23 protein-coding genes are annotated in these 25,120 nt (G+C 50.3%); 17 read left to right on the top strand and 6 right to left on the bottom strand.

Features of this window, described 5'->3' with window-relative positions; translation table 11 throughout:
* Positions 1-323: 323 nt before the first annotated feature.
* The 3 genes from gyrB to ppk1 all read left to right on the top strand — a co-directional run bounded on the left by gyrB (position 324) and on the right by ppk1 (position 5,891).
* Positions 324-2,282: a DNA topoisomerase (ATP-hydrolyzing) subunit B gene (gene gyrB / locus VGN67_RS10050; RefSeq protein WP_327486683.1), complete on the top strand. Its 1,959-nt coding sequence runs from the start codon at positions 324-326 to the stop codon at positions 2,280-2,282.
* 102 nt (positions 2,283-2,384) lie between these two features.
* The gene (locus VGN67_RS10045; protein ID WP_327486682.1) at positions 2,385-3,551 is read left to right on the top strand and encodes a carboxypeptidase-like regulatory domain-containing protein; all 1,167 of its coding nucleotides are present in this window, start codon (positions 2,385-2,387) and stop codon (positions 3,549-3,551) included.
* Positions 3,552-3,596: 45 nt separating this feature from the next.
* The gene (ppk1, locus tag VGN67_RS10040) at positions 3,597-5,891 is read left to right on the top strand and encodes a polyphosphate kinase 1 (RefSeq protein WP_327486681.1); all 2,295 of its coding nucleotides are present in this window, start codon (positions 3,597-3,599) and stop codon (positions 5,889-5,891) included.
* Between the two features lie 63 nt (positions 5,892-5,954).
* Here ppk1 and VGN67_RS10035 read toward each other — a convergent pair whose 3' ends face one another.
* The gene (locus VGN67_RS10035) at positions 5,955-6,449 is read right to left on the bottom strand and encodes a DUF4870 domain-containing protein (protein ID WP_327486680.1); all 495 of its coding nucleotides are present in this window, start codon (positions 6,447-6,449) and stop codon (positions 5,955-5,957) included.
* Between the two features lie 130 nt (positions 6,450-6,579).
* Here VGN67_RS10035 and VGN67_RS10030 point away from each other — a divergent pair, with 130 nt between their 5' ends.
* The gene (locus VGN67_RS10030) at positions 6,580-7,818 is read left to right on the top strand and encodes a NupC/NupG family nucleoside CNT transporter (protein ID WP_327486679.1); all 1,239 of its coding nucleotides are present in this window, start codon (positions 6,580-6,582) and stop codon (positions 7,816-7,818) included.
* 91 nt (positions 7,819-7,909) lie between these two features.
* On the opposite strand, the gene sppA is transcribed toward VGN67_RS10030, so the two are convergent.
* Positions 7,910-9,676 (bottom strand): signal peptide peptidase SppA, encoded by a 1,767-nt coding sequence (gene sppA / locus VGN67_RS10025; protein ID WP_327486678.1) that lies wholly within the window; start codon positions 9,674-9,676, stop codon positions 7,910-7,912.
* 217 nt (positions 9,677-9,893) lie between these two features.
* Here sppA and VGN67_RS10020 point away from each other — a divergent pair, with 217 nt between their 5' ends.
* Together VGN67_RS10020 and VGN67_RS10015 are read left to right on the top strand one after the other, a co-directional pair.
* Positions 9,894-10,400: a SixA phosphatase family protein gene (locus VGN67_RS10020; RefSeq protein ID WP_327486677.1), complete on the top strand. Its 507-nt coding sequence runs from the start codon at positions 9,894-9,896 to the stop codon at positions 10,398-10,400.
* Between the two features lie 3 nt (positions 10,401-10,403).
* Positions 10,404-10,622: a hypothetical protein gene (locus VGN67_RS10015; RefSeq protein ID WP_327486676.1), complete on the top strand. Its 219-nt coding sequence runs from the start codon at positions 10,404-10,406 to the stop codon at positions 10,620-10,622.
* Between the two features lie 74 nt (positions 10,623-10,696).
* Here the strand turns inward: VGN67_RS10015 and VGN67_RS10010 are convergent, their stop codons facing one another.
* Positions 10,697-11,554 (bottom strand): SDR family oxidoreductase, encoded by an 858-nt coding sequence (locus VGN67_RS10010; RefSeq protein ID WP_327486675.1) that lies wholly within the window; start codon positions 11,552-11,554, stop codon positions 10,697-10,699.
* Positions 11,555-11,783: 229 nt separating this feature from the next.
* The gene (xerD, locus tag VGN67_RS10005; RefSeq protein WP_327486674.1) at positions 11,784-12,680 is read right to left on the bottom strand and encodes a site-specific tyrosine recombinase XerD; all 897 of its coding nucleotides are present in this window, start codon (positions 12,678-12,680) and stop codon (positions 11,784-11,786) included.
* Between the two features lie 159 nt (positions 12,681-12,839).
* Here xerD and aroQ point away from each other — a divergent pair, with 159 nt between their 5' ends.
* Positions 12,840-13,259: a type II 3-dehydroquinate dehydratase gene (gene aroQ, locus VGN67_RS10000; protein ID WP_327486673.1), complete on the top strand. Its 420-nt coding sequence runs from the start codon at positions 12,840-12,842 to the stop codon at positions 13,257-13,259.
* A gap of 178 nt (positions 13,260-13,437) precedes the next feature.
* Here aroQ and VGN67_RS09995 read toward each other — a convergent pair whose 3' ends face one another.
* Positions 13,438-13,905, bottom strand: coding sequence for a hypothetical protein (locus VGN67_RS09995; protein WP_327486672.1), 468 nt, complete (start codon positions 13,903-13,905; stop codon positions 13,438-13,440).
* A 232-nt stretch (positions 13,906-14,137) separates the two neighbouring features.
* Between VGN67_RS09995 and VGN67_RS09990 the strand changes: the two genes are divergently transcribed.
* The 7 genes from VGN67_RS09990 to pepT all read left to right on the top strand — a co-directional run bounded on the left by VGN67_RS09990 (position 14,138) and on the right by pepT (position 21,854).
* The gene (locus VGN67_RS09990) at positions 14,138-16,381 is read left to right on the top strand and encodes a TonB-dependent receptor (protein ID WP_327486671.1); all 2,244 of its coding nucleotides are present in this window, start codon (positions 14,138-14,140) and stop codon (positions 16,379-16,381) included.
* Positions 16,382-16,426: 45 nt separating this feature from the next.
* Positions 16,427-17,287: a histidinol-phosphatase gene (locus VGN67_RS09985; protein ID WP_327486670.1), complete on the top strand. Its 861-nt coding sequence runs from the start codon at positions 16,427-16,429 to the stop codon at positions 17,285-17,287.
* Positions 17,288-17,376: 89 nt separating this feature from the next.
* Positions 17,377-18,438 carry an aminotransferase class V-fold PLP-dependent enzyme gene (locus VGN67_RS09980; protein ID WP_327486669.1) on the top strand — a complete coding sequence of 354 codons (1,062 nt, stop codon included), beginning with the start codon at positions 17,377-17,379 and terminating at the stop codon, positions 18,436-18,438.
* An 80-nt stretch (positions 18,439-18,518) separates the two neighbouring features.
* Positions 18,519-19,211, top strand: coding sequence for an NUDIX hydrolase (locus tag VGN67_RS09975; protein WP_327486668.1), 693 nt, complete (start codon positions 18,519-18,521; stop codon positions 19,209-19,211).
* Positions 19,212-19,359: 148 nt separating this feature from the next.
* A complete protein-coding gene (locus VGN67_RS09970) occupies positions 19,360-19,926 on the top strand; it encodes a MarC family protein (RefSeq protein WP_327486667.1) in 567 nt (188 codons plus the stop codon).
* Between the two features lie 115 nt (positions 19,927-20,041).
* Positions 20,042-20,524 carry a nucleoside triphosphate pyrophosphohydrolase family protein gene (locus VGN67_RS09965; protein ID WP_327486666.1) on the top strand — a complete coding sequence of 161 codons (483 nt, stop codon included), beginning with the start codon at positions 20,042-20,044 and terminating at the stop codon, positions 20,522-20,524.
* 91 nt (positions 20,525-20,615) lie between these two features.
* Positions 20,616-21,854 (top strand): peptidase T, encoded by a 1,239-nt coding sequence (pepT, locus tag VGN67_RS09960; protein ID WP_327486665.1) that lies wholly within the window; start codon positions 20,616-20,618, stop codon positions 21,852-21,854.
* Between the two features lie 14 nt (positions 21,855-21,868).
* On the opposite strand, the gene VGN67_RS09955 is transcribed toward pepT, so the two are convergent.
* Positions 21,869-22,363 (bottom strand): DUF4199 domain-containing protein, encoded by a 495-nt coding sequence (locus VGN67_RS09955; RefSeq protein WP_327486664.1) that lies wholly within the window; start codon positions 22,361-22,363, stop codon positions 21,869-21,871.
* Positions 22,364-22,453: 90 nt separating this feature from the next.
* On the opposite strand from VGN67_RS09955, the gene VGN67_RS09950 reads away from it, so the two are divergent.
* From VGN67_RS09950 to VGN67_RS09940, 3 genes are all read left to right on the top strand, one after another.
* The gene (locus tag VGN67_RS09950; protein WP_327486663.1) at positions 22,454-23,086 is read left to right on the top strand and encodes a ribonuclease H family protein; all 633 of its coding nucleotides are present in this window, start codon (positions 22,454-22,456) and stop codon (positions 23,084-23,086) included.
* A gap of 131 nt (positions 23,087-23,217) precedes the next feature.
* The gene (locus VGN67_RS09945; RefSeq protein ID WP_327486784.1) at positions 23,218-24,018 is read left to right on the top strand and encodes a tRNA1(Val) (adenine(37)-N6)-methyltransferase; all 801 of its coding nucleotides are present in this window, start codon (positions 23,218-23,220) and stop codon (positions 24,016-24,018) included.
* 67 nt (positions 24,019-24,085) lie between these two features.
* Positions 24,086-25,060, top strand: coding sequence for a glycosyltransferase family 2 protein (locus VGN67_RS09940; RefSeq protein WP_327486783.1), 975 nt, complete (start codon positions 24,086-24,088; stop codon positions 25,058-25,060).
* The last annotated feature ends 60 nt before the right edge of the window (positions 25,061-25,120 follow it).

The following is a 25,120-nucleotide window of genomic DNA, read 5'->3' as shown; positions in this document are numbered from 1 at the left end:
TTTACCGGCCGCTCCCGGCCGCCCTGGCTTTTCATTTTCCCGCGCTTTTTATTAGAGTACTATCCTCTGCATAATTCTGGCTAAAAAAAGGAGGTGGGTGAGGCTTTTACCACCGGCGGGGAAGGTGCCGAAACAATGTTACATTTTTAAGGTACCCTGCTCCAAAGCCTCCTGGCTGACAGCCCGAAATAAAGGAGGAAAAAGATTGTTTTTGTCAGGATTCTTTGCGGGAAAAAGAGAGGAAAATCCACAAAAAAATTGTATATTTACACGTTAAAAAACCCTCAGAACGGGTACTTTTATAGTAGTGTAAAATAACCTATATGGCAAACGAAGCAACGCTTGAAGTAAGTAGTAATTATTTAGCCGATAACATTCAGGTACTTGAAGGTCTGGAAGCTGTGCGGAAGCGCCCGGCTATGTACATCGGAGACACCGGTTTTAAAGGAGTTCACCACCTGATCTGGGAGGTAGTTGATAACTCCATAGATGAAGCAATGGCCGGCTACTGCGATACCATTGACGTCATCATTCGGGAAGGTAACTCTATTACAGTAAAAGATAACGGTCGGGGTATCCCCACTGGCATACATACCAAGGAAAAACGCTCCGCGCTGGAAGTAGTAATGACCGTACTGCACGCGGGGGGTAAATTTGATAAAGATACCTACAAAGTGTCCGGTGGTTTGCACGGGGTGGGGGTATCCTGCGTAAACGCTCTTTCTATTGATCTGCGGGCGGAAGTACATCGCGAAGGGAAAGTATTTGAGCAGGAATACCAGAAAGGACAGCCTTTGTACCCCGTTCGGGTTATTGGTGAGTCAGACCGTACGGGTACTATTATTCATTTCAAGCCCGACGATACCATATTTACCGTTACCGAATACAAGTACGACACCGTGGCTACCCGTCTGCGGGAGTTGTCATTCCTGAACAAAGGGATTAAACTTACCCTGACCGACGAGCGTGAACTGGACGAAAACGGAGTACCCCGGCACGAAGAGTTTTTGTCGCAGGGCGGTCTGGTGGAGTTTGTTGAGTACCTGGACGCTACCCGTCCGGCCCTGATTCCCTCGCCCATTCACATGGAAAACGACCGGGGGGTTGTACCGGTAGAAGTATCCCTGATTTACAACACATCTTACAGCGAGAATGTATTCTCGTACGTTAATAACATCAATACCATTGAAGGCGGTACCCACGTATCCGGTTTCCGGGCGGCCCTGACCCGTACCCTCAAAGGATACGCGGAAAAGTCGGGAATACTGGCTAAGGAGAAAATCGAAATCAGCGGGGATGACTTCCGGGAAGGCTTAACGGCCGTGATTTCGGTAAAGGTACAGGAGCCTCAGTTTGAGGGACAAACCAAAACCAAGCTCGGTAACTCCGACGTAGCCGGTGCGGTAAGCCAGGTCGTTTCCGAAATGCTGGAAAACTACCTGCAGGAGCACCCCAAGGAAGCCCGGATTATTGTAGACAAGGTAGTACTGGCCGCCAAGGCTCGAATAGCGGCGCGTAAAGCCCGCGAAATGGTACAACGGAAGAATGTACTGACCGGTACCGGTTTGCCCGGTAAACTGGCCGACTGCTCCGAAACCGACCCCAACGTATGTGAACTCTACCTGGTGGAGGGAGACTCGGCCGGTGGTACGGCCAAACAGGGACGTAACCGCGCCTTCCAGGCTATTCTGCCGCTCCGGGGTAAAATCCTGAACGTGGAAAAAGCCCAGGAGTACCGTATTTACGAGAACGAAGAGATCAAGAACATGTTCACAGCCATGGGCGTGCAGATTGGGAAAGATGGTGACGAGCGGGCGCTGAATATTGACAAGCTGCGCTACCACAAGATTATCATCATGACGGATGCGGATATTGACGGTAGCCACATCCGTACGCTTATCCTGACGTTCTTCTTCCGGTATATGAAGCTATTGATTGACAGCGGCTACATATACATAGCCCAGCCACCGCTGTACCTCATCAAGAAAGGACGCGAGGAGCGCTACTGCTGGACCGAAGCGCAACGCGAAGCTGCCGTTAGGGAACTGGCGGGCGGACGCGAAGAATCGGTAAATATTCAGCGGTACAAAGGTTTGGGAGAAATGAACGCCGAGCAACTATGGCAAACTACCATGAACCCGGACAACCGTAGCCTGAAACAGGTAACTGTAGAGTCAGCCGCCGAAGCAGACCACCTGTTCTCGATGCTGATGGGCGATGAAGTAGGTCCGCGTCGGGAGTTTATTGAGAAAAATGCTAAGTACGCCCGCGTAGACGTGTAGAGCCTTCATCTCTTCCGTGTAAATCACAAGAGAAATTTAATAGACGGATGGCTGAACCTGGGTGTCGGCCATCCGTTTTTTATTTAAAACAGCCAGCCTGGTATGGAAAAAAAGGTACACTGGATTCTGAATGGTTGCATCTGCCTGGGTTTGCTTTCTTGCAGAGAAACTTTTGATACGCAACCTATTCGGGTCGATTCTGAAATGGCTCCCTACCTCCTCCGCTTTGAAAAAGAGGCCGCCAGGCGTGGTGTTAATATAAGTCAGCAACTGAAGGAAATAGATGTGGCCTTTGGTACCGTAGCCAACGACGGGATTTACGGTCAGTGTACCCGAAGTACCAAACAGCGAAAACGAATACTGATAAATAGAGTACAATGGCGAAAAGATGAGGACCTGGCGCACGAACGAATTGTTTTTCATGAATTGGGCCATTGTGTACTGGATTTGCCGCATAGTAACCAGGCTTTCTCAAACGGTACCTGCCAGAGCATCATGAATGGTACCGAGAATGGCTTTAGTTGCGCCCAGAACTACTCGTACCGTACCCGTACCTACTACCTCGACCAGCTTTTTGGGAAAGAAACAGCAGCACCCTCCTGGACTACCTTTCCCTTTCTGAACGATTTTTTCAATACCACCTTACAGGCCGTTGTCACAAACGAACACGGGAGTCCTCTTTCGGGGGTAAGTGGTAGGCTGGTCAACCAGGCCGATACTACCTTCCAGGTCCTATTACCGGCTACCACGGGTCCGGCGGCGGGCGGGCAAACTTTAAACCTCACCAGTACCTTTGATGGGAAACTAATCCCGGACGGTACCTACGCCGTTGAATTCAGAAAAAAAGGGTTTGAAACTATTCGGAAAACCATTGAGTATACCGGCCAGGGAAGAATACTTCTGGAAGCTGTACAAATGCGCTTTACCGACAGGTGCCTGGGTAGCCTGAAAGCCGCCTTTGAAGTACAGGGTACAGAAATTGGCCTGGGACAAAATGCAACGCAGGCAGGGGTTGAGGTTTCCCTACAGAATGTTTGCACCCAACCCGTGACCGGCCTTACCTACCGGGCTTACCTGGCACAGGGAGGAGTGCTCAATGTGGTGCGGGAAGGTCTCTTGTCTGCAACTAGTCAGGAGGTGGAACTCAGGTTCGGCAAGGAGAGTCACACTTCGCTTCGGCCCGGAAATGCGGTGCTGATTATCGTAATCCAGAGTACTGAGCAGGCCGAACTATTCGTTTTCAGAAAGAATGTAAGGCTGGTTGCATAACCGCTACTCTCTTTTTAGAGTTATTAGTATATTATTTGAGCCCCTATGAATACCGAGTCAGATCCATTACATAGCAACGAAAAAAAGAGTACACTTTCAAATCTGTTATCTTTTTTTAACGACCGACGTGACACGCCCGACGACAGCCGGTTTATGCGTTCGGACGAAAGAGTCAATACGGTCATTGACCAGAGTAATTTTATCAGCCGCGACCTGAGCTGGCTTCGGTTCAACGAAAGGGTACTTGACCAGGCCAAAAACCCCGAGCGGAATCTGTTTGACCGGCTTAAGTTTCTGGCCATTGCTTCTTCTAATCTTGATGAATTTTTTACGATTCGGATAGGAAGTCTATACAACTACCTCGATTACAGCAAGGAGCGGGTTGACTATTCAGGATTGCGCGAAGTACCTTTTCGTAAAACCTTGTTAAAGGCGGTACATCAGTTTACGAAAGAGCTGCATGAGTGTTACAACCGGCAACTGCTACCCCTGTTCGAAGACCACAAATTTCGGCTGGTAACACTTGAAGATCTGGACGGGGAGGAACAACGGAAAGTTTCGGATTATTTTGACCGCACGGTTTACCCCATGCTTACCCCCATGCTGTACGACTATACGCATGTGTTTCCGGTACTGCTGGCCAAGGTACTTATCTTTGGGGTTATAACGCAGGTAAAGGGTAGCACCAGTCATGAAGACCGGAAGCTGTCCTTTGTTCAGCTACCTCCCAATCTGCCCCGCTTTTATCCCATCGAGCGTAACGATGAAATCCTGTTCCTGCCGATTGAAGAAATTGTGCGGGCATTCATTACCAAGCTTTATCGTAATGTAGAAATGGTCTCGATTACTTTGTTCCGGATCATGCGCAACGGGGATTTTTCCCTGGATGAAAGTGATGACATTGAGTCGGACTTTATTGATGAAATCAAGCAAAAGATAAAAAACCGACGACTGGGACGGGTAGTGCGGGTAGAGGTAGAAGCGGGGGCCGGTGAAGAACTCATGAACCTGCTCAAAAAGCGCTGGGAAATTGACGATTATAATGTGTTTAACTCCGAAGGGCTCCTGGATTATACCAGTTTCTGGCAGATAGTTAAGCATCCAGAATTCAAAGACCAACTTCCCCTGGTGCATCCGCCGGTGGGGCCGTTAGGGCTGGGAAAAGAACGCATTACCGATATTTTTGAGGTAATGCGGGAGCGGGATATTATGCTCCACCATCCCTACAATAATTTTGAGCCGGTACTGCAGCTCCTTGAACAAGCCGCCGAAGACCCCAAGGTACTATCAATAAAACTTACCATTTACCGGCTGGCCCGAAAGTCGCGGGTGACGGAAGCCCTGCTCCGGGCCGCCGAGAACGGTAAACACGTGGCGGTACTATTTGAAGTAAAAGCCCGGTTTGACGAAGAGAATAACATTCGGGAGGCGCAGCGCCTGCAGAAGGCCGGGTGTTTTGTTATATACGGGATTGGTTTGCTTAAAACCCACACCAAACTTTTATTAATTGTCCGGAATGAGGGTGACCGGGGGGTAGTACGCTATGCCCACATGTCCAGCGGAAATTACAACGAAGAAACCTCCCGTCTTTATACCGATATTGGTATCCTGACCACCAACGAAGAATATACCCACGATATATCCGAGTTTTTTAACGTTATCACGGGGCACTCGCTGCCTAGCAATTACCGCAACCTGATTACGGCCCCCCGCCATATGCGTTCAAAGCTCATGGAACTCATTTCGCAGGAAGCTGAAAACGCCCGGCAAGGAATAGATAGTGGTATTTGTATCAAAATAAATTCATTGGAAGATCGGCAGGTCATTGAAGAACTGTATAAAGCCTCGCAGGCCGGTGTCAAAATCCGGCTCATTGTCAGGGGGATGTGCTGTCTGCGGCCCGGACGAAAAGGACTAAGTGAGAACATTACGGTTCGCTCCATTGTCGGGAATTTCCTGGAACACTCCCGCATCTTTTACTTCCACAACAATGGCAACCCGTTGATGTACGGCGGCAGCGCCGATGTGATGGTGCGTAGCTTTGACCGCCGCATTGAATCCCTCTTTGCTCTGGTGGACGAGAAAGTAAAGCAGGAGGCAATTCATATGCTGGCTTATAACCTGCGCGACAACGTCAACGCCTACGAACTCAATGAAGATGGTACCTACGTAAAATGTACCCAGAATAGCGGTGAAGCTCCTTTTGATATTCACCAGGAGTTCTTTAAAGTAACCCTGGAAGAAGTAATGGAAGCGAAACTTTTTGACAGCCAGGTACCTGACCCGACCGATATAGTTTGCGAAGTAACCTTACCTCCTGAGCAGCAGGATAAGGTTTAGCTACAGTACTTAACTGATGGGGTTAAACGGGATAAAGGTACTTCATCCCGTTTAACCCCATTTTTATTTAACAAAGCCAATGGCCAGAGGGTACTTGTATACCTGTCCGTTGTTGGCCCGCACACTGCCGATAATCATCAGGATAATAGCCCCTATCCCGATTACCAATAACAGCAGTCCGACAATCATTCCCATGCCGACCAGCCCCATCATTCCTGCCCCGGCGGCGGCATCATTTTCCGTGGCTCCGCCCATGAAAATACTCAACATGGACCCGCCAAAAAATATCATTGAGAACAAAAAGATGGCAATACAGGCCAGGGATAGGGTAATTTGAAAATTGAGCGAAGTAATTCCATTGGCCCTGGCAAAAGCGCTTTTGTCGCGCTGGGAATAGTACAGAACCAGTACTACCACGAGCCCCAGAAAGGGAATAGGAATAAATACATTCAGGAAAATGGACAGCAGGGGAGCCAGGTGCATCCACATTCCCAGATTGCGGTCGCTGGCGCTTGTTTCCTGGGAAGTCGAAGAGGTAGTGTAAGGTTGATTTTCCATGAGAATGAGTAGGTTAGAGGTTTAGAGAACTAACTGAAAATTACAAAAAAATTGATACAATCCAAATTCCTATAGATAGCCCGAAATTGACTAATTTAGCGGTTTCGTGGCTTCTAATTTTTAATCATTAATGGAAAGATTTACCGGCTTAATTGGTATAGTACTTATTTTGGGGATTGCGTATGCGCTATCTAATAATCGAAAAGCAATAAATTTCAGAACAGTAGGTGTAGGGTTAGGACTTCAGTTTGGGTTGGCTGTATTTATTCTCAGGACAGATGCCGGGCAGGCTATTTTTCAGTGGTTAGGTGAAAAAGTACAAAAACTACTTTCTTTTTCGGACCAGGGCGCTGACTTCGTATTTGGTAGCCTCGTCCGGACCGACGTAATGCGCCGGGCCTTCGGAGAAGGCAACGACTACGTGTTTTTCTTCAAGGTTATTCCTACCATTATTTTTGTGGCGGTACTCGTGAACATGCTGTACCACCTGGGTATTATGCAGCGGGTTATTGGCCTCATTGCCAGAGGAGTATACTGGCTGATGGGAGTGAGTGGAGCCGAAGCTCTGTCTAACGTGGCAAGTACCTTTGTGGGGCAGGTTGAAGCGCAGATAATGATTAAGCCTTACCTGAAAGGCATGACCAACTCGGAGTTGATGGCTTCCATGTCCGGTAGCTTTGCCTGTATTGCCGGTGGGGTTATGGCTGTCTATATTTCCCTGGGCGTACCCGCGCCCTACCTGATTGCCGCCAGCCTCATGGCTGCTCCCGGCGCTTTGGTTATTTCTAAAATCGTATATCCTGAAACCGAGGTTTCGGAAACAAAGGGGGCAATAAAACTGGAAATAAAGAAAACCCACGCCAACCTGCTCGATGCTATTGCCGCCGGTGCCAGCGAAGGGTTAAAAGTAGGGTTTAATGTAATTGCCATGCTCATTGGCTTCATTGCCCTGGTGGCCTTGTTTGACTATATCCTGGGGTTGATTGGCGGACTATTCGCATTTCCCCAGTTAAGCCTGAACCTGATGCTGGGTAAGCTGTTTTCGGTGTTTGCCTGGGCTATGGGTGTACCTTCCAAAGATACCGAGGTAGCGGGAGCCCTGATGGGTACCAAAATGGTAATAAACGAATTTGTGGCCTATCTGGACCTGGTTAGAGTAAAGGAAACCCTGGACCCCAAAACCCTGGTTATTACCAGCTTTGCCCTTTGTGGTTTTGCTAATTTCAGCTCAATCGCGATTCAGGTTGGGGGAATCGGTGAACTGGCCCCTTCCCGTCGTTCCGATTTGGCCCGTCTGGGTTTCCGGGCGCTGATCTGTGGTACGCTGGCCTCTTATATGTCGGCGACGCTGGCGGGCTTACTCTTATAAAGTACCTCCCATTATTTTCGGAATACAGGCTACAAAAATGCCTTCGTCTCAGGACGAAGGCATTTTTTATTGAAAATAGTTACGTCAGCTATTAATAAATCTTCAGCTCGTAGGGCAGGCGGGCCTGTATACCTTCCATCCGCATCACCTGCTGGTACATTTTCACGTAAGGAGCCAGCTCGCCGAGCTGTTTGGCAATAGCCTTCTCTTCGGTGCTGCCGGTAAGCTTGCCCATTAAATCTTCCAGCGGATTAATTTTTTCCGGATAAAAACGTACCCGGTAATCGCCCTCGTTGAGTTTGGCGGCTTTGGCGGCCACCAGGATAGCCTCATCCAGACCGCCCAAAATATCAACCAAACCGTTGGCTTTGGCTTCTACTCCCGACCAAACCCGTCCCTGCGCCAGTTCGCGCAGGCGCTCCACCTGCATATTACGACCTTCGGCCGCTTTACGGGTAAAAGTCATGTAGCCTTCGTTTACACTTTTCTGGAACATTTCCTTCTCAAATTCGGTCATTTCACGCGTTACGGTAGGCCAGTCGGCGTGTTTATTGGTCTTGACCCGGTCAAAGGTTATCCCCAGCTTGTTATTCATGAAATCTTCTACGTTGAAGAGCAGGGCAAATATCCCGATGGAACCCGTAATGGTATTGGGCTGGGCAATTATCGTATCACAGGCCATGGCCATATAGTACCCGCCCGAAGCGGCTACGTCGGACATAGAGGCAATCACCGGCTTTTTCTGGGCCGTAAGTTTTATTTCCCGCCACATAACATCAGAGGCCAGTGAACTGCCACCGGGTGAATTAATGCGAAGGACTATCGCCTTTATCTTGTCGTTTTCCCGCGCCTTTTTCAGCTCCTTTACCATTTTTTCCGAACTGATAACGCCGTCCCCACCTTCACCGGAAACTATCTCACCTTCGGCCACAATCACCGCGATACGATTGTTAAAGTCGCCGGTCTGGGTGCCGTGGTCGGCTTTCATATATTTGCTCAGCGACACAAACTCGATGTCCTTTTTATCATCCAGTTTCAGCTGCTTTTTTATGGCGCTCTCAAACTCATCCTGATAGGCTACATGGGTAACCAGTTTGTTCAGTAAGGCCGAGGCCGGATTCCGGATGGTGAGGGAGTCGGCCAGGTCGAGCAGGCGAGTGGGCGTGAGTTTGCGGGCCTGGGCTACATTATTGATAAAATGTCCATTGATGGCCTGCAGGAGCTCAGCCGTTTGTTTTTTGCTGGCCTCGCTCATGTCTTTCCGGGAGAACATCTCAACGGCACTTTTAAATTCACCAACCCGAAACACTACGGGTTTTATGTCCAGCTTGTCGAAGGTACCTTTGTAAAATTCATACTCGGCCGACAACCCGTTCCATTCCATGCCACCGGCCGGATTCAGGTAAATTTTGTCCGCCACCGAAGCCAGGTAGTACCCTTTTTCGCTGTAGTACTCCGCGTAGGAATAGACAAACTTGCCGGATTTCTTAAATTCCAGCAGCTCGTTTCGGATTTCCTCCAGGGTAGCCCATCCGGCCGAAGGAGACTCGGCTTTGATGTATACCCCTTTTATGTTGTCGTCTTCCCGGGCGTAGGAAAGGGCGGCCCTAATATCCTTCAGTCCGATGACATTAGAAGGATTAAAGAACGGACTGGCAAATTCAGAGAATGGATTTTCTACCCCTACCTCCTGGACCGGCTTATTGAGGTCGATTTTCAGGACGGAATTATTATTTATCACCACTTTATCGTCGCCCGAAAAGAGGGAACCGATACCAATTAACAGAATGAGGGACAGGAAGGAAAAAAGAAAAATACCCACCACAGTAGCGAGTACATATTTCAGGAATTGTACCATAGAAAGACTTAACTAAAAAATAGGTTGAATTAGGTATAGTAGTTTAACAAAAATACACATTAAAAGCTCCCTGTAGCATAGCTAATTATGCTTAAAGGTAATTACATAGTTACAAACGGCGAAATAATGGGTTCAGCAGCCTGAGTACTTAAATTTAATCAGGAAAGCCATAACATAGGGTGTGTAGTTTTGTTGTAATATTGTCAAAAATCCATCTATGAAAAAAACGCTATACTTAGTTCGGCATGCCCACACAGAAGACCGTGCTCCCATGTTCAAAGACTTCGAGAGGGACCTTACCCCCAGGGGAGTGATGGACGCAGCCCGAATGGGTCGACACCTGGCTCTGAAACAGATTACAGTACAACGTATGGTGTCCAGTAGTGCCGTCCGGGCCTATCAGACCGCCAAGGTCATGGCCGAGCAGCTGCACTTTGATGTGGATGCCATTGAGTTAAGTAATAACATGTATGACGGCGGACCGCAGGCGTACCTACTGGCAGTAAACACTACCCCCGAGGACTGTCAGATACTAATGCTTTTTGGCCATAATCCGGACATTTCTTACTTCTCCGAGTACCTGACCCGCTCAGATGTGGGGTCCATGGAAAAAGGGAGTGTAGCCATATTTGAATTTGAAGATGTAACGTGGGCGGAAGTATCCGGCAAAATGGCGACCTTCATTAAGTATGAGTCGCCCAAGCAATTCAGAGAAAAACACTGACTTATGGCTGAACCCAACCGTAACCGGAAGATATTCGTAATCGTGTTTGTTGTGTTTACGCTGATAGTAGCCTTGCTTACTGTAGATATGGCCCGCCGTACCACGGCCCCCTGGAACAAACCCAAGCAGCTGGAACGGGCGCTGCCAGGAGCATTGCCTTTATCATCCGATACCCTGCTTCTGGATTCTATTCTGGGAAAAGATAATGTAAAAGACAGCTGATTGCTGCCTGACTAAAAACCAGAAAAGCCCACAACTTATACGGTTGTGGGCTTTTCTGGTTTTTAAGTACCTGGTTAGCCATTTACTACGCGGCCTCCGTTGGGGTGAAGTACCTGTCCGGTCATGTAGGAAGCGTCCTCACCAGCCAGAAATACGTAGCAGGTAGCTACCTCACAGGGCTGGCCGGGACGCCCCAGGGGGGTATTCTGACCAAACTTGCCCACTTTTTCTTCGTCAAAAGTAGCCGGAATCAGTGGAGTCCAGATGGGACCGGGTGCTACGGCATTGATACGAATGCCCTTTTCGGCCAGACTCTTCGATAGCGAACGGGTAAATGCTACAATGGCCCCCTTGGTAGAGGAGTAGTCAAGTAGCTGCGGGCTGCCTTCGTAAGCGGTCACCGAGGTGGTATTTATAACGCAGTCCCCTTCACTCATGTGCTTCAGGGCAGCCTGAGTAAAGTGGAAAAACGAGAAAATATTGGTCGTAAAAGTAGAGGTCAACTGCTCGGCCGAAATTTCCTGAATATCGTCCTTAGGGTGCTGTTCGGCGGCATTGTTGACCAGGATGTTTAGTTTTCCCAATTCGTTTACCGTTCTTTTTACCGCTTCCTTACAAAAGCTTTCGTTTCGGATATCCCCCGGTAGCAGCAGACACTTTCGGCCTTCGGCCTCTACCATTTGTTTGGTTTTTTTAGCGTCATCGTCCTCATTCAGATACACAATGGCTACATTGGCCCCTTCCCGGGCAAAATGTACCGCTACTGACCGACCAATTCCACTATCCCCGCCGGTAATAAGGGCGGTCTTTCCTTCCAGCTTTCCGCTCCCACGATAATTTTCCCGAATAACAATGGGCTCGGGAGTCATTTCTGACTCAATCCCGGGCTGTTGTGGTTGGGTTTGTTCTTCAACACTATCTGGATATTGCATAGGTAATTGAGGTTTAGATAAATAATTTTATTCAATTACCCATTTCATCTAAAAAACGTATACCAGTGAACAATGACCAGTTAAACAGGGACCAGTGACCAGTTAGCAATGACCAGTGATCAGGTAGGGATGAAGTTTCATGTTTGTATGTAGGTACCGCAGCTTCATGCTCCACCCCACCTCTTCTAATTCACTCATTCACTCCTCCTCTCATTCAAAAATACCCCCTTCAGGCCCTCGGATGAAATTCGGTGATAATCTGGCGCAGGTAGTCACGGTCGAGGTGGGTATAGATTTCCGTGGTAGTGATGGATTCGTGACCAAGCATCTCCTGCACGGCCCGCAGACTGGCCCCACCCTCCACCAGGTGGGTGGCAAAAGAGTGGCGGAAGGTATGCGGACTTACGTTTTTGGTGATTCCTGCGGTCGCGGCTATGTCCTTGATAATCATGAATATCATCACCCGTGACAACTGTCCGCCCCGCTTGTTAAGGAACAGAATATCTTCGCTTTCCTTCTGTACATCCAGCTGGGAACGAACGTGGTCGAGGTAGAGCTGGGTGTACTTAATGGCGTCGCGGCCGATAGGTACCAGACGTACCTTATCGCCTTTTCCGATAATGCGCAGAAAACCAATGTCGAAGTAGCAGTTAGTCAGCTGCAGACTGACCAGCTCAGTTACCCGCAGGCCGCAACTATAAAGTACTTCCAGAATGGCGCGGTTGCGGGTACCTTCGGGAGTGGAGTGGTCAATGGCTTCCAGCATCCGCTCTATTTCCGGGTAGCTGAGTACATCGGGTAGTTTGCGGGGCAGGCGGGGCGACTCTATCAGCTCGGTCGGGTCCTGGGTTATGGCATTTTCCAGCAACAGGTACTTATAAAAGGCTTTTACCCCCGAAAGCAGCCGCGCCTGGGAGTGGGCCGACAGGCCCAGTTCGGTCAGGTACTTCAGAAAACCCAGCAGATGCTCTTCCTTAAGGTCGGTAGGGGAGGTGCCCAGGCCCGAAAGCTCGACGTACTCGCTCAGCTTTTCGGCGTCGTGTACGTAGGCCTGAATGGAATTGTCCGACAGGGAGCGTTCCAGCCGCAGGTAATTTTTAAAATGTTTAATGTAGCTTTGCCACATAAGAGCTGTTAGCCTTTAGGTGTTAGTAATTAGCTGTTTTTTCGCAGGCGTTGTTTTCCGTCAGGTCGTACGAAAAAAAGAGCGATACTACCCGGTAAGGGCTTTTCTGCGCCAAGAATACAAAGCTAACAGCTAACTGCTAATAACTAACACCTACCGATGAAGCAAATCCTGATACTGAACGGACCCAACCTCAACCTGCTCGGCAAGCGGGAACCCACCGTTTACGGCAACCAGTCATTTGAGGAGTATTTTAGATCGTTAAAACCTCTTTTTCAGGAAGTGGAGCTGCACTACTTTCAGTCCAACCACGAAGGTGCCCTGATTGACAAGATTCACGAAGTCGGGTTTTCGTTTGATGGTATCGTTATCAATGCCGGAGGCTATACCCACACCTCCGTGGCCCTGGCTGATGCGCTGTCGGCGGTCCCGGTCCCGGCCGTGGAGGTACATATTTCCAACATTCACGCCCGTGAGTCCTTCCGGCAGCATAGCTACCTTACCAGCCGCTGCAAGGGCATGATTTGCGGCCTGGGTCTGAAAGGTTACGAGCTGGCCGTCAGGTACCTGTTAGGGTAAAGAGCGAATTGTGAAAGAGCGAAAGAATGTTAAAAAAGGGAAAAGAGAAAGGAGGGATGCCGCGCGTAAGAAAGTGAGTACATCTATCACTCAGGCAATATTTTCTCATTATTCAATTACCCGCCATTACTCAATTACCACTGTAATTTCGCTCTTTCACTCATCCACTCTTTCATCTTTAAAACACATACCGTACCGTCAGCGCCAGACCCCCTTCCTGATAGCCACCCCGGCCAATCAGGTTAATGGCCGGTTTCCAGTCCAGGCTACCGGAAATAGGTGACTGCCGAAGCTGGTACTCAAGCCCCAGAATACCGTCGATGCCAATGCCGCTGCTCCGCTCGTAGTAGCGACGCCGGTAACCACCCAGGTACAGGTGCCCACCCACACCGTAGTAGAAGTTCAGGCCGGGGGTTTGGAAGGCCTCCTTATGCCACTCCAGCAGCCCCGTTACACCCAGGCTCCGCCAGCGCGTGCTGAGAATACCCTCTACGGCCCGGCGGCCATCCACAAAGTGCTTAACCGAAAGTCCACCCGTATTTCCCAGTCGAATCCCCACCCCGGTCTGGTAGCTTTGGGCGTGACAAAGTTGGTTAGAAAGGCCGACGACCAGGAGCAGAAAACTAATGTGTAGTATCTTTTTCATAGCAGTTTGAATTAAGTATTGACCTGACTATGACAACCCTCGGGTCAGTAACCCCTATCGGTCAGGAAATTGCAGTACCTCCACATCCGGTTTCTGACTCTCTGAAAGAGGTAGTTTGAATACAGTGGCCGGAAATATTACATAAAGTTAACCGGCCGATAGTACGTTTTTTGGTCTTAAAATAACATCTTTGGTGGCCGCATTTCTGGAAAAACTCTTCTGGTACTAACTCATGAGCAAGTTTCATCTCTTTTCTTTTCTGTTAATTTTTTCTTTTAAATCGTATTCCCAAACCCTTCGCGGGCATATAACCGACGCCCAGACCGGTCGGCCGGTTTCGGGGGTACATGTACAAATCAGCAACAGTACCCTGGGTACTACCTCCGACCGCCGGGGGAATTATCAGGTAAAACTTCCGAAGGAGGCAAACCTCAACGTAGTTTTTTCTTCGGTGGGCTATGAAAACCATGCGCAGGAAATCAGGGGCGCTGCGGACCAGACGCACGACATAGTACTTTCCCCGGCTACTATTCAGCTCAATGAGGAAGTGGTAGTAACGGCCCAGCGGTACCAGACCAACCAATTCGAACGTCCCGAAGCCATTACCGTACTTACCCGGCGGGACCTGCTGCAAAGTAACGTACGCTCCACGCCCGAGCTCCTGATGGGGCAGTCGGGCCTGTTTGTCCAAAAAACCAACCATGGCGGCGGTTCACCCTTTGTTCGGGGACTGACCGGACAGCAAACCCTCCTGCTGGTTGACGGAATCAGGCTTAACAACGCCACCTTTCGTTCCGGGCCCAACCAGTACCTCAATACCATTGACCCGTTGTCGCTCGACCGGATTGAGGTAGTACGAGGCGGCGGCTCAGTGCAGTACGGAACCGACGCCATTGGTGGTACTATTAATGTACTCACCCAGACTCCCCAATTCAGTGAACGGAGGCAACTGAAAGGTACCGCCCTGACCCGCTGGATGAGTGGGGGTATGGAGCAATCGGGACGGTTGGCCCTGGGAGTAAGTAGTCAGAAGGTGGCTGTACAGGGCGGATTCTCGTACCGCAATTTTGGTGATTTGATAGCCGGACGCAGCATTGGCCGGCAAAGCCCAACCGGCTACCAGCAGTGGTCAGCGGATGTAAAGACCCGCCTTCGACTGAACTCAAAGGTACTGCTTACGGTGGCCTACCAGAACCTCCAGCAGGACAGTGTACCGGTATTCCACAAGGTACAGTTAGAAAACTTCGCCGTTAATCAGTTTGACCCGCAGAAGCGGATGCTCAGTTACGCGCGGCTGGAAGGCTACGGAGCTGCCCGATGGCTGACCAGCTGGCAGGTGACGGCGCTTGCGCAAAAGACCACCGAAAGCCGACAAAGCCGGAAAAATGGAGCAGCTCTAACTACCTTCGAGCAGGATGAGGTTGTTACCAAAGGCGCTCTTGCTTCCTTCACCAGTCAGCCAGCCGAGTACTGGAAAATTCAGACGGGGGCCGAATGGTACTTCGACCAGGTAAAAAGCTGGCGCCTTGATACCAGTCCATTTATCAGTTCGCCTCCGCCCATAAGGCGGGGCCTTTACCCCGACCAGGCCAGTTTGAGTAACCTGGCTTTTTATTCATTACATACCTTTACCTTCTCCCGCCTTACCCTCACCGGAGGTGGCCGGTATAACACATTCGCCATCCAAATCCCTGACAAAGACCTGGGATCAGTTAGTATTCAGCCTTCAGCCTGGGTAGGCAACGCGGGTGTATCCTACGCGCTCCGGCCGTTCCTGCGGGTCATTGCCGGGGTTAACTCTACGTTTAGGGCTCCCAATATTGATGACTTAGGTACCCTGGGCATTGTTGATTTCAGGTATGAAGTACCTAATAGTAACCTGCGCCCGGAACGGGGACTCAATAAGGAAGTAGGGATAAAACTAAGGACCCCCCACTTTTCAACCTCGCTGGTGGTGTACCATAATCAGTTGAAAGACATCATCAGCCGGGTCAAAACGGAGGAGGTGCGGCAGGGGTACCCCGTTTACCTGAAGCAGAATATGGCCCATGCTTTTATTCGGGGGCTGGAAGCGGAGGCAGAATGGCTGGTTCATCAAAAATGGATTGCCTCCGGGTACCTCACCCATACCTACGGCCAGAATATTTCCGCCCGGGAACCCTTCCGCCGCATTCCTCCCCTGCACGGTATGGCCGGGCTCAGGTACCAGCCTACGGCCCGCACGTGGGCGCGGGCCGAGTGGTGGTCGGCGGCCCGGCAGGACCGGCTCGCCAAAGGTGATATGGAAGATAACCGTATCCCTGCGGGAGGTACCCCCGGCTGGAATGTCATAAATCTGTCGGCGGGTCATAGCTGGAACCGTTTGAGTATTTCTTCGGAGCTGCAGAACCTTTTCAACGAAGCCTACCGCACGCACGGTTCGGGAGTGGCCGGAGTGGGCCGGAGTTTGTGGGTCAGTGTACGTTATGACTGGTAGGCACAGTACTTTTAGGGAGAGTACCAATCTATCCGTTTGTACAGTATGAAATCATTCTGGACCAATTACCACAGCCACAGCCACTACTGCGACGGCGTTGAGTCGCCCGAAGCCCAGGTGCAGGCTGCCCTGCGGCAGGGCGTGGCGGTATTTGGTTTTTCTACCCATTGCCCGGTTCCGTTTGTTAATTTGTGGAGTATGAAGCAGGATCGGCTGGACGGGTACCTGGCCGAAACCAGAGCCCTGAAGCAGAAGTACGCCGACCAGATTGAACTGTACGTGGGCCTGGAGATAGACTATATACCCGGCCTTTGCGGGCCGTCCGACTATGTTCCTCAACTCGATTTTACCATTGGTTCTGTGCACTACCTGGGCCTTAATTGGGATGGTAATCCCTGGGAAATTGACGGAGCTACGGCTGGTTTTGTAAAAGGACTGGTAGAGGTGCACGGGGGCGATATTCGGTCGGTAATTCAACAGTACTACGGACTGATTCGCCGGATGGTCCGGGAGGACCGCCCGGATATTGTGGGTCACCTGGACAAAATCAAAATTCACAATACCAACAACAGCCTCTTTGATGAGCAGTCGGACTGGTACCTGGCGGAGGTAGAAAAGACCCTGGAAGCCATGGCCGAGGCCGGATGTATCGTGGAGGTCAACACACGAGGCGTATACAAAAAAGGGCTGGAAACCTATCCATCGGTGGCAATACTGGAAAGGATGAGGGCGAAGGGGATTCCGGTCATGATCAATTCGGACAGTCATGGCCCCGCAGAAATTACCCTTGCCTTTGCCGAAACGGCCAGGCAACTGCAACAGGTTGGCTATAAAACCGTCCGGGTATTTATCCGGAATGAGTGGAGAGATGTACCCTTTGATGAATATGGATTGCGGACTTTGTAATTTCCACCCTGATAGTACCTGGACAACAAGTACTGTTTTAAATTGTTGAAGCCAGTAGTCCTGTCGCTTAATTATTAATACCTAACCTGATGATTACCTTTTACCCCGGTCCGTCCAAGATTTACCCGCAGGTGGAGCAGTACCTTGCCGATGCATACCAGTCGGGAATACTGAGTATGAACCACCGGAGCGACGCCTTCATGTCGATGCTGGAGAATGTATTCGGGCAGCTGCACCGCAAGCTGGACCTGCCGTCCGACTACGAAATATACTTTACTTCTTCGGCCACTGAGTGTTGGGAAATCATAGCCCAGTCGCTCCTGAACTGCCAAAGCCTGCACCTGTACAACGGGGCCTTTGGAAAAAAATGGTACGAATACACGCACCGGCTGTGTCCCCGGGCGCGGCCCTTTGAATTTAATCTCCATGAACTTCCTGACCCCAAAAAGCTTAGTACCGAACTTCCGGGAGCCGAGGTAGTATGCCTGACCCACAGCGAAACCTCCAACGGTACCATGCTGCCGGGGCATTTTTTGAAGGACCTGCGAAACCAGACGGATGAGCTCATCGCGGTGGATGCTACGTCTTCGATGGGAGGGGTATTGATGGACTGGAGCGTCGCCGATGTATGGTACGCCTCCGTGCAGAAATGCTTTGGCCTGCCGCCGGGCCTGGGCATCATGATTGTATCGCCCCGGGCCATTGAGCGAGCGGAACAGCTTGGCTCCCGCAACCATTACAATAGTCTGCTCTACATCCGGGAAAATTTTCAGAAACACCAGAGTCCTCATACCCCCAATACCCTGGGTATATACCTGCTGGGACGGGTGATGGAACAGGTACCCTCCCTCGGGGAAATCCACCGGCAAACCGAAAACCGGGCCGCCCAATGGTACCACTTCCTGGAATCAAACAAATACAAGCCACTGGTGCAGGAACCGGGCGTGCGCTCCACCACAGTTATGGCGGTAGAAGAAACCGGCGAACGGGTTAAGTACTTAAAAAAAGGAGCCATGGAGGCTGGTATTATGTTGGGAAGCGGCTACGGTCCCTGGAAAGAAACTACCTTCCGGATTGCAAATTTTCCGGCCCTGGAAGAGCACGAACTGGATTACCTGAAAGACTTCCTGCGGAGGCAATCAAACCCATGAAAAGAGTAGTATTTCAACCTGACTTACCTTTATAGTAAAACAAGTACCTACCCTTCTCTTCTATTAGTGTGACAACCAGAATGTTAGAGCAGTACCAGGCACAAATTAAATGCCTGGTTGCCCTTGATTCCATTATATTTGGGTTTGATGGCGATGACATGAAACTATTACTAGTCAAGCGGGGCGTTGAAGAAAACGACGTTACCTGGTCGCTGATGGGCGGATGGCTCCAGCCGGACGAAGGGCTGGAAGAGTCGGCTAGCCGCATCCTGTACCAGCTCACCGGACTTACCGATATTTACCTCGAGCAACTTTATACTTTTGGCGCCCCCCGCCGCGATCCCGTCGAACGTACCGTGGCCGTGGCCTACTTTGCGCTCATCAACGTAAACGATTACCAGGAAAAAATCTCCGATTCGTACGAGGCGCACTGGTTTTCGATGCACGAGCTGCCGAGTCTGCTTTTTGACCACCGCGCCATGGTCGACCTGGCCATTCGGCAACTCCGCTACAAGGCCACGCAGCACCCGATCGGGTTTGAACTGCTACCCGAAAAATTTACCATTCCGCAGTTACAGAAACTTTACGAAGCCATTTTTGATACTTCGTTTGATAAGCGGAATTTCAGCCGGAAAATTTTGTCTACCAACCTCTTGATAAAGCTCAAAGAAAAACAGAAAGGATTTTCCAAAAAGGGCGCTTTCCTTTACATGGTGGACAACGAGTGCTACCAGCAGCAATTCAATTCCTTCCTGAATTTTATTCCTAATTAACCTAAAATAAGGTACCCTGGGAGGAAAGCAGCAAAGAGAAGCATGGCGGCCACCTCTTTTATTCAACTCCACAATCAACCGCCGACACGCGACATTATCAAATATTTATTCAACTTTGCGGAGGCAACCAATTCAGGCCTTCCTCGGTATGTTCAGCTTCAAAGAAATCATTTCGGTTACGCTTATTTTATTTTCAGTCATTGATATTATCGGCTCGGTACCCCTCATCGTGGATTTACGCCAGAAAACGGGACACATCCAATCCGAAAAAGCAACCCTGGTAGCAGGCCTTATCATGGTCGTTTTCCTGTTTCTGGGCGAGCGCATCCTGAGTCTGTTTGGGGTAGACGTCGCTTCCTTTGCCGTAGCGGGCGCGCTCATAATCTTCCTCCTGGGCCTTGAAATGATTCTGGGTCGGAGCATCTTCCGCCACGACAACATTGACACCGGAACGGCTTCTATAGTACCCATTGCTTTCCCGCTTATTGCCGGAGCCGGTACCATGACTACCCTCATTACCCTGCGGGCCGCTTACGACATCCCGAACATCCTGATTGGCATACTGCTCAACCTGGTGCTGGTGTTTATGGTCTTGAAATCGTCAACCTGGCTGGAAAGAAAGCTCGGAAAAGCCGGTGCTGATATTCTGAGGCGGGTTTTCGGAATTATCCTGCTGGCCATCTCTATCAAGATATTTAAAGAAAATTTTATGTAAAAGGGAATAGGGGACTAGTTGGCCTGTTTAATCCTGCTCAACCTTAACTTTTGTGTGAATAAATATTAAATTTAGGCTAATGCCTAACCAACTAATAGCTAATAACTTACCAACCATGCAACAACTAGATAGCCTCAATCAGGTAGCTGAATTTCACCGTACATTTAAACACCCCATACTGGACTCCCCCCAAATACCGGCCGAAGAGCGTAGTCGTCTGCGGGTGGCGTTGCTGGCCGAAGAGCTGAAAGAGCTGGAAGTAGCCATTCTGGAAAAGGATATTGTCGAAGTAGCCGACGCGCTCTGTGACCTGCAGTACGTACTTTCCGGCGCGGTGCTGGAGTTTGGGCTGGGGGAGAAATTCCGGGAGCTGTTTGATGAGGTACAGCGGTCCAATATGTCCAAAGCCTGCAACTCGGTGGAGGAAGCCGAAGGCACCGTAGCGCACTACACCGCTCAGGGTACCGAGTGCTACTACAAAGAAGACAACGGCAAGTACCTCGTGTACCGTACCATTGACAATAAAACACTTAAAAACGTTAACTACTCACCGGCTAATCTGGTTGGCATACTAGAAAGGAAAGGAATAGAGAAATAACCAGGGCAGTGTCCGTGAGTACGCAGGGAGAATAGCTGGTTTAGGACATTCTCTCAATCTCTCATTCACCCAATCACAAAATAATAGGCCTATGTCTACCGTACTCGAGCGCTTCCTGAAATACGTCACCATTGATACCCAGTCGGACCCGCATTCGACCAGTTTTCCCTCCACCGAAAAGCAGCGGAACCTGAGTCAGCTGCTGGTAGCCGAGCTGCAGGAACTGGGCGTGGAAGACGCGCACCTGGACGAACACGGTTACGTATACGCGACCCTACCGGCCACGAGCAGCAAAACCAACGTACCGGTTATCTGCCTTTGCTCCCACGTCGACACCTCACCCGACGTGACCGGAGCCGGGGTAGAGCCTATTGTTCATCGTAATTGGGACGGTAGTGATATTATTTTGCCTCAGGATAAAAATCAGGTACTACGCCGCTCCGAACACCCGGATCTGGAAAACCAGATTGGAAACGACATCGTGACCGCGAGCGGTACTACCTTGCTGGGGGCGGACAACAAAGCTGGCATAGCCGAAATTATGGCCGCGGCCGAGTACCTTATCCAGCATCCCGAGGTAAAACATGGGGTAATAAAAATTCTGTTTACGCCGGACGAGGAGGTAGGTCGGGGCACCGAAAAAGTAGACCTCGAAAAGCTCGGAGCCGACTATGGGTACACCCTGGATGGCGAAACGGTAGGTACCCTGGAGGACGAAACCTTTTCAGCCGATGGAGTACTTATTACCATTGAAGGCGTAAGTACGCACCCGGGCTTTGCCAAAGGCAAACTGGAAAATGCGCTGAAAATTGCCGCTGACCTGCTGGCAGCCCTGCCCAAAGACGAGCTGTCGCCCGAGACTACGGAAGGAATGGAAGGCTTTATTCACCCCGTTCATCTGGAAGGTATTCAGGAAAAAGCCACTATTGACTTTATTATCCGGGATTTTAGCGAAGAAGGACTACAGGAAAAGGAGGCCTACCTACAGACATTACTGGACCAGGTACTGCTCCAGTACCCTAACTCAAAAGCCCGCCTGGAAGTAAAGGAGCAGTACCGTAATATGAAGGTAGTTCTGGACCAGCACCCCGCCGTAGTAGAGTACGCGCTGGAAGCCATTCGGCGGGCCGGTCTGCAGCCGGAGCGGCGCAGCATCAGGGGCGGTACCGATGGCTCCCGGCTTTCGTTTATGGGGCTGCCCTGTCCGAATATTTTCGCCGGGGAGCATGCCTTTCATTCCCGTCTGGAGTGGGTGTCGGTGCAGGATATGGAAAAAGCCGTGGATGTAATCGTACACCTGGTGCAGGTGTGGGAGGAAAATACCCGGTAGTTGGCAGGTACCTCTTATTTTTTGTGAAATAAAGGCAGCAGAGACGATAGCACCAGGCCGGTTACCGCATTGAAAACCAGGGTAACGCTCTGGTAGGACTTCATCTGGAAGTAATCTTCCATCATTTTTACGGAGCTGTTGAAATTATCCTCCGTAGGCGCTGAAACCGAAATCCACTCGCGGCCTTTGATCATGATATTGTTAAAAAAATCAGGATTAATAAGGTTATAAAAAAGCCAGCGGGAAAGCAGCAGCAGGGGGAGCGCCAGCAGGGTAGTCAGGAAGGCAGTCCGGAAGCTCCGGCCGTAGTTCCAGTGGGTACTGGTGGGCAGGTTTTTCTTCTCTTTTATTTCCCGGTTAAGTACAAGCGCCCAAATCAGGATAGTCAGTAGTGAGGTGATGGGGAGGTAATCAACCAGGGCATCGTGAAATCCAATCCAGAATTCCAGAAGCAACCAGAAAAACAGGATACCAGTCAGAATAGCAGCGTATTTGAACTCAGTTTTCATGAGGAGCGCAGGTAGTAAGGTTGAGGCTTGAATCGCAAATATCTGTATAAACTACCAAAAAACCCGTAGGAGTGTTTTATTTGCGGTACAATGGCAAAGAAGCAAAAGTACTATGTGGTCTGGCAGGGGCGTCAGACGGGCGTGTTTACCGACTGGAAGGAATGCGAGGCCCAGATCAAAGGCTTTCCCGAAGCCCGCTATAAATCTTTTGATTCACTGAAAGAAGCCGAGGCCGCCATACACCGCAACTACTGGGAGTTTGTAAGTAAAAAAGAAACCGCTCCTGCCACCAATGAAGCACCTGCCAGTGTGGGCCAGCCCATAAAAGACAGTATCGCTGTAGATGCCGCCTGGAATACCGCAAGTGGCGATATGGAGTACCAGGGAGTGTACCTACGTACCGGCGAACGTATATTTTTACAGGGGCCCTTTGCGGACGCTACCAATAACATCGGGGAGTTTCTGGCCATAGTACACGGACTGGCCTACCTGCAGAAGCACCAGTCCGACCTGCCCATTTACTCCGACTCCCGAACGGCCATCAGCTGGGTCAAAAAAAAACACGCCAATACAAAATTGGTACTTACCCCGCGTAACAAGCCGGTTTTTGAAATGCTGCAACGGGCCGAGCGCTGGCTGGCCGACAACACCTTTTCCAACAAGATTCTGAAATGGGAAACCGAGTACTGGGGCGAAAATCCCGCCGATTTCGGTCGCAAATAAACAAAACTGCCAAACGGTGGCACGGCTCAAAGCCGTGCCACCGTTACCAGATGTGCCATTCAACTCCCGCCCATGCCGCGTAACCACTCTTTTCGGTTTAAGCAGTTTGCAATTAGTAAAGGACAAGTTTTATAAAAACCCGTGGCACGGCTCAAAGCCGTGCCACGAATCACCTGAACCCAATGCCGCGTAATCATTCTTTTCGGTTTAAGCAGTTTACCATTCAGCAGGACCGCTGCGCCATGAAAGTATGTACCGACGCCTGCGTGCTGGGGGCCTGGGCGGTGGTAAATAGTCAGGTTAATGCTGGTACTTTAAGTACTTCAACTCGAATTCTTGATATTGGGACGGGTACCGGGCTGCTTTCCCTGATGGTGGCCCAAAGGTACCCCCGGGTTTGGGTAGATGCCGTTGAACTGGATGCGGCGGCGGCGGCGCAGGCGCGGGAAAATGTGGCGGCCAGTCCGTTTGCGGAGCGGGTCAGGGTACTAAGTACCTCCATTCAGGCTTTTGAGCCGGAAGTACCCTACGACTGTCTCATTACCAATCCGCCCTTCTACCAATCGGACCTGCGGTCGCCGGATGCGGGAATTAACCAGGCGCACCATGCGCAGGAACTAGGTTTCACCGACCTGCTGAATGCGGTAACCAGACTCTTGAAAAAGAGTGGCGTTTGGAATGTGCTGCTGCCGGTAGAGGAAAGCGAACAGCTGCGGCTCCTGGCCGGGGCGCAGGGCTGGGTACCTTTTCGGGAATTGCTGCTGACCCACCAGCCGGGCCGCCGACCTTTCCGAAAGCTCAGTACTTATGTTTATGGGGAAAAGGAGACTGTAACTAATACTGAAAAAGAGTTGTTTATTTACGAAACCGACGGCCGTACGTACAGTTCGTCGTTTCGTGGGCTGTTGGAAGATTTTTATTTATTACTTTGACAAAAAAATAAATTTCGTGTCTGAAAGAGAATCCATATCGCTGCAACGTACCAGTACCCGGCTGCCTATCAACGAGTCGGCTATTCAGGTATCCGTAGTAGTACCTTTATACAACGAAGACGAATCACTCCCCGAACTGCACGACTGGATTGTGCGGGTCATGGAGGAGAATCATTTTACCTACGAAATACTGTTCATAGATGATGGCAGCCGCGACCGGTCCTGGGAGGTAATTACCGCGCTTTCCGAACGGAATCCAAACGTACGGGGTATTCGTTTTTCGCGTAATTACGGAAAAACCGCCGCTTTGCAAACCGGTTTTCAGGCCCTGCACGGGAAGGTGGTAATCACCATGGACGCCGACATGCAGGATAGTCCCGACGAGATTCCCGACCTGTACCGTATGATCACCGAAGAAGGCTATGACCTGGTGTCGGGCTGGAAAAAGAAACGGTATGACCCCCTGAGCAAGACCCTGCCGACCAAGCTTTTCAACGCCGCTACGCGGGCCATCTCCGACGTGTACCTGCACGATTTCAACTGTGGACTGAAAGCTTACCGGCGCGAGGTTGTAAAAAACATAACCATCTATGGCGAAATGCACCGGTACATTCCGGTCATTGCCAAGTGGAACGGGTTCAGTAAAATCGGCGAGAAGGAGGTACAGCACCGGGCCCGCAAATATGGTACGACCAAGTTTGGTCTTGAGCGTTTTATTTTCGGTTTTCTGGACCTGCTGTCCATTGCCTTTGTCAACAAATTTGGCCGGCGGCCCATGCACTTTTTTGGGAGTATGGGTATTCTGATGTTTTTCGTTGGCTCAATGATTACCGTCTGGCTAATCGCAGAAAAAATCTGGAAAATCTACATGCACCAGCCATTTCGGAACGTCACCGATAACCCGCTCTTTTTCCTGGCACTGGTGGTGATAATCCTGGGTACGCAGTTCTTTCTGGGAGGTTTCATCGGTGAGCTGCTCGTGAAGCAATCCGTTAAGCGCACCGGCGACTACTTGATCGCAGAAGAGGTCGGGGAGGAGTAGTTGGTACTAAAAACTGTAAAAATTACGAGTGAAAACGCCTGGCTTTGGTCAGGCGTTTTT

The organism is Telluribacter sp. (genome assembly GCF_035998675.1).
In the GTDB taxonomy this organism is placed as follows: Bacteria; Bacteroidota; Bacteroidia; order Cytophagales; family Spirosomataceae; genus Telluribacter.
The sequence above is the reverse complement of the archived record's forward strand: the minus strand, read 5'-3'. Positions and strand labels throughout refer to the sequence as shown.

Excerpts from the sequence above, each read along its gene's own strand:
- gyrB (WP_327486683.1), top strand. The coding sequence starts at position 324 with ATGGCAAACGAAGCAACGCTTGAAGTAAGTAGTAATTATTTAGCCGAT.
- VGN67_RS10045 (WP_327486682.1), top strand. The coding sequence starts at position 2,385 with ATGGAAAAAAAGGTACACTGGATTCTGAATGGTTGCATCTGCCTGGGT.
- ppk1 (WP_327486681.1), top strand. The coding sequence starts at position 3,597 with ATGAATACCGAGTCAGATCCATTACATAGCAACGAAAAAAAGAGTACA.
- VGN67_RS10035 (WP_327486680.1), bottom strand. The coding sequence starts at position 6,449 with ATGGAAAATCAACCTTACACTACCTCTTCGACTTCCCAGGAAACAAGC.
- VGN67_RS10030 (WP_327486679.1), top strand. The coding sequence starts at position 6,580 with ATGGAAAGATTTACCGGCTTAATTGGTATAGTACTTATTTTGGGGATT.
- sppA (WP_327486678.1), bottom strand. The coding sequence starts at position 9,676 with ATGGTACAATTCCTGAAATATGTACTCGCTACTGTGGTGGGTATTTTT.
- VGN67_RS10020 (WP_327486677.1), top strand. The coding sequence starts at position 9,894 with ATGAAAAAAACGCTATACTTAGTTCGGCATGCCCACACAGAAGACCGT.
- VGN67_RS10015 (WP_327486676.1), top strand. The coding sequence starts at position 10,404 with ATGGCTGAACCCAACCGTAACCGGAAGATATTCGTAATCGTGTTTGTT.
- VGN67_RS10010 (WP_327486675.1), bottom strand. The coding sequence starts at position 11,554 with ATGCAATATCCAGATAGTGTTGAAGAACAAACCCAACCACAACAGCCC.
- xerD (WP_327486674.1), bottom strand. The coding sequence starts at position 12,680 with ATGTGGCAAAGCTACATTAAACATTTTAAAAATTACCTGCGGCTGGAA.
- aroQ (WP_327486673.1), top strand. The coding sequence starts at position 12,840 with ATGAAGCAAATCCTGATACTGAACGGACCCAACCTCAACCTGCTCGGC.
- VGN67_RS09995 (WP_327486672.1), bottom strand. The coding sequence starts at position 13,905 with ATGAAAAAGATACTACACATTAGTTTTCTGCTCCTGGTCGTCGGCCTT.
- VGN67_RS09990 (WP_327486671.1), top strand. The coding sequence starts at position 14,138 with ATGAGCAAGTTTCATCTCTTTTCTTTTCTGTTAATTTTTTCTTTTAAA.
- VGN67_RS09985 (WP_327486670.1), top strand. The coding sequence starts at position 16,427 with ATGAAATCATTCTGGACCAATTACCACAGCCACAGCCACTACTGCGAC.
- VGN67_RS09980 (WP_327486669.1), top strand. The coding sequence starts at position 17,377 with ATGATTACCTTTTACCCCGGTCCGTCCAAGATTTACCCGCAGGTGGAG.
- VGN67_RS09975 (WP_327486668.1), top strand. The coding sequence starts at position 18,519 with ATGTTAGAGCAGTACCAGGCACAAATTAAATGCCTGGTTGCCCTTGAT.
- VGN67_RS09970 (WP_327486667.1), top strand. The coding sequence starts at position 19,360 with ATGTTCAGCTTCAAAGAAATCATTTCGGTTACGCTTATTTTATTTTCA.
- VGN67_RS09965 (WP_327486666.1), top strand. The coding sequence starts at position 20,042 with ATGCAACAACTAGATAGCCTCAATCAGGTAGCTGAATTTCACCGTACA.
- pepT (WP_327486665.1), top strand. The coding sequence starts at position 20,616 with ATGTCTACCGTACTCGAGCGCTTCCTGAAATACGTCACCATTGATACC.
- VGN67_RS09955 (WP_327486664.1), bottom strand. The coding sequence starts at position 22,363 with ATGAAAACTGAGTTCAAATACGCTGCTATTCTGACTGGTATCCTGTTT.
- VGN67_RS09950 (WP_327486663.1), top strand. The coding sequence starts at position 22,454 with ATGGCAAAGAAGCAAAAGTACTATGTGGTCTGGCAGGGGCGTCAGACG.